This window comes from Acidobacteriota bacterium (assembly GCA_040752915.1).
Classification (GTDB): Bacteria; Acidobacteriota; UBA4820; order UBA4820; family DSQY01; genus JBFLVU01.
Genome location: JBFMHB010000135.1, coordinates 1 through 2587, shown reverse-complemented (window position 1 = coordinate 2587; position 2587 = coordinate 1). Strand labels below are relative to the sequence as shown.

Below are 2587 nucleotides of genomic sequence, written 5' to 3'. Positions count from 1 at the left end.
TGGGCGCCCAGTACACCTTCAAGCTCTGGAAGTCCAACCTGGCCCTGCGCGCCGACATCTTCAACGTGACCAACGAACAGCGCACCACGGCGGTGGAACAGACCTGGAACAACCACGACGTGGGCTCCCACCAGACCTACGAGTACTTCGGAATGGAGACCGGCCACCAGACGGCTCGCCGCATCCGGCTCGCCGTCCGCTGGACCTTCTAACCACGCGTCCCATGTACGGAAAAAGGAGCCCCGGGGCGACCCGGGGCTTCCTTTTTGGCTCGTCGGAGGATCTATGCAGGCCCAGGAGCGGTATCGGCTTCCTCCGCAGGCGGAAGGCGGCCGGCCCTGTTCTTCGAGGCGCAAGGATTCGCGTCTTTCCGTTCCTGGCAGATTCGGTGTTATTCTGGTCCACTTCTGAGGTTGTTCCATGCGCAGATGGCTTCTGACCGGAACCGCTCTCCTTCTGTTGGCCCTGGCCGCCCCGGCGGCCGTGCCTTCGAAGCGTCCATCGGTCCTGGTGGTGACCCTTGACACCACCCGAGCCGACCGGCTCGGTTGTTACGGAGGACAGGGGGGGCTTACACCGTTTCTGGATCAATTCGCTGCCACATCCTTCCGCTTCAAGCATTGTGAAACCCCCGTTCCCGAGACGGTTCCCGCCCACCTGAGCCTTTTTTCCGGCTGGTATCCGGATCGCCACGGGCTGAGAAAGAACTTGGAGGTGATGGTCTCCCCTCGTGTTCCCCTTTTGGCGGAGGAGTTCAAGGCGGCCGGCTTTGAAACGGCGGCCTTTGTCAGCGCCTTTGTTCTGGCGGGGAACTATGGAATGGCCCGTGGGTTCCAGTTGTTTGAGGACGGATTCTACGATCCCAAGAACCCCTCCACGGTGGAACGGAAGGCCGAGGAAACGCTGGCTCTAGCCAAGTCCTGGCTCCTCGACGCCCAGGGACCCTGGTTTTGCTGGATTCACCTGTACGATCCGCACATCCCTTACGACCCTCCTCCCCCGTTTGCGACCGCGCATAAGGGGCGTCCCTACGACGGGGAACTGGCGTATATGGACGCGTCTTTGGGCAAATTTTTCAAGGAGGTGGCGCACGCCGGGAAGTTGACGAACGCGATCGTGGTCCTGTGCGGGGACCACGGGGAATCCCTGGGCGAACATGGGGAGGATACTCACGGGGTCTTCCTTTACGAGGCCACCACCTGGGTACCTCTCTTGATGCGCCTCCCGGGTCAGGAAAAGGGCGCCGTCTTGGACCCGACCGTGTCGCTGGTGGACGTGGCCCCGACGCTTCGATCCTTGTGCGCGCTTCCAGAGGTTTCGGGGGACGGCCGCTCGCTGGAGTCGCTTCTGAACGGCGGCCGGCTGGATCGCGCGCCGGTTTATCTCGAGGCGCTGACGGGGCTTTACGCCTACGGATGGGCCCCCCTTTACGCGCTGGTGGACGGTCCAGATAAGTTCATTTTGGCCCCCCGTCGGGAGCGATACCGCCTGGACCGGGATCCGACGGAAAGGGACAACCTCTTTCGTGGGGACGCTCGGTCCGCCGACTTGGAGAAGGCCCTCAAGGCGCGCCTTGCAAAGGCAAAACCCGAATCCACGGAAGCGAGAAAGCTGGATGACGAGGAACTGCGAAGCCTCAGAAGCCTCGGGTACATTTCCGGGACAGCGGGGGTCTCCGGGGGTTCCTACCGGGACCCCAAGGATGGCATCGGACTCATGAAGGAGCACACGGCGGCGCTGGAATTGCTCCAATCCGGCCAACGAAAGCAAGCCGCCGCCGCCTTCGAGGGGCTCCTCCGAAAGGACCCCAACAACCCGCTCTTCCACTATTATCTCGGCAACGCCTTCGAGGAGGAGAATCCCGATCGCGCCTTGGCCTGCTACAAAAAAGCCATTCAGCACCGCCGGGACTTTCCCCAGGCGTACGTTCGCCTCCTCTACCTGCTGGAGTCCGTCGGACGCCAGAGGGAGGCTTTCGATGTGGCAACCCTTGCCCTCCAGCAGGTTGACGACATGGACGGCCAGATTCGGTCGCTTCAGGCGTGGGCCGCCTTTGAAATGGGCCGGCCGGCGGGAGAAGTGGAAGCCCTCCTGGAGCCCGTTCGCGCGGCGGGCCGGGAAAACACCTATTCCCTGAAGCTGAGGGCCCTCCTGAAGCTGAAGGCCGGGGAGCGGTTGGAGGCTCTGGCCATCCTGGAGAGGATGGCCGCCGTATCCCCCGACTCGGACGTGGCTACCCTCGGTTCCGACGCCCGCTTCAAGGACCTGAAGGAAGAGCCCCGCTTCTGGAGGATCGTGATCGCGGCTCAGAAGCGAGTCCAGGGCCGCGGCCCGGCCAGCGCGCGTTGAGGGCGCCTTATCGACGTGGGATTCCCCCCGGACTTGCACGGAAGATTGGAATGTGGTACATTACTGCGGCTGTCCGGAGGATGTGTGCCGGACACGCCGATGTAGCTCAATGGTAGAGCAGCGGATTTGTAATCCGTTGGTTGGAGGTTCAAGTCCTCTCATCGGCTCCAAAGGGCCGGGAAACAAAACCCGACCTTGGCCGCGATGACCGGAAGCCGGGCCGAAGGCCCACAGACTC

At 62.9% G+C, this 2587-nt stretch carries 2 protein-coding genes and 1 tRNA gene; all 3 read left to right on the top strand.

Annotated elements, in window-relative coordinates:
* Positions 1-212 (top strand): hypothetical protein (locus AB1824_13445; GenBank protein ID MEW5765964.1); only part of this gene is annotated, 212 nt, incomplete at its 5' end.
* Positions 213-420: 208 nt separating this feature from the next.
* Complete coding sequence (locus AB1824_13440; GenBank protein ID MEW5765963.1) at positions 421-2349, top strand: sulfatase-like hydrolase/transferase; 1929 nt, start codon at positions 421-423, stop codon at positions 2347-2349.
* Between the two features lie 95 nt (positions 2350-2444).
* A tRNA-Thr gene (locus AB1824_13435) sits at positions 2445-2519 on the top strand.
* The last annotated feature ends 68 nt before the right edge of the window (positions 2520-2587 follow it).

What these genes read in the sequence shown, in the direction of transcription:
- AB1824_13440 (MEW5765963.1), top strand. Translation starts at nt 421, where the DNA reads ATGCGCAGATGGCTTCTGACCGGAACCGCTCTCCTTCTGTTGGCCCTG.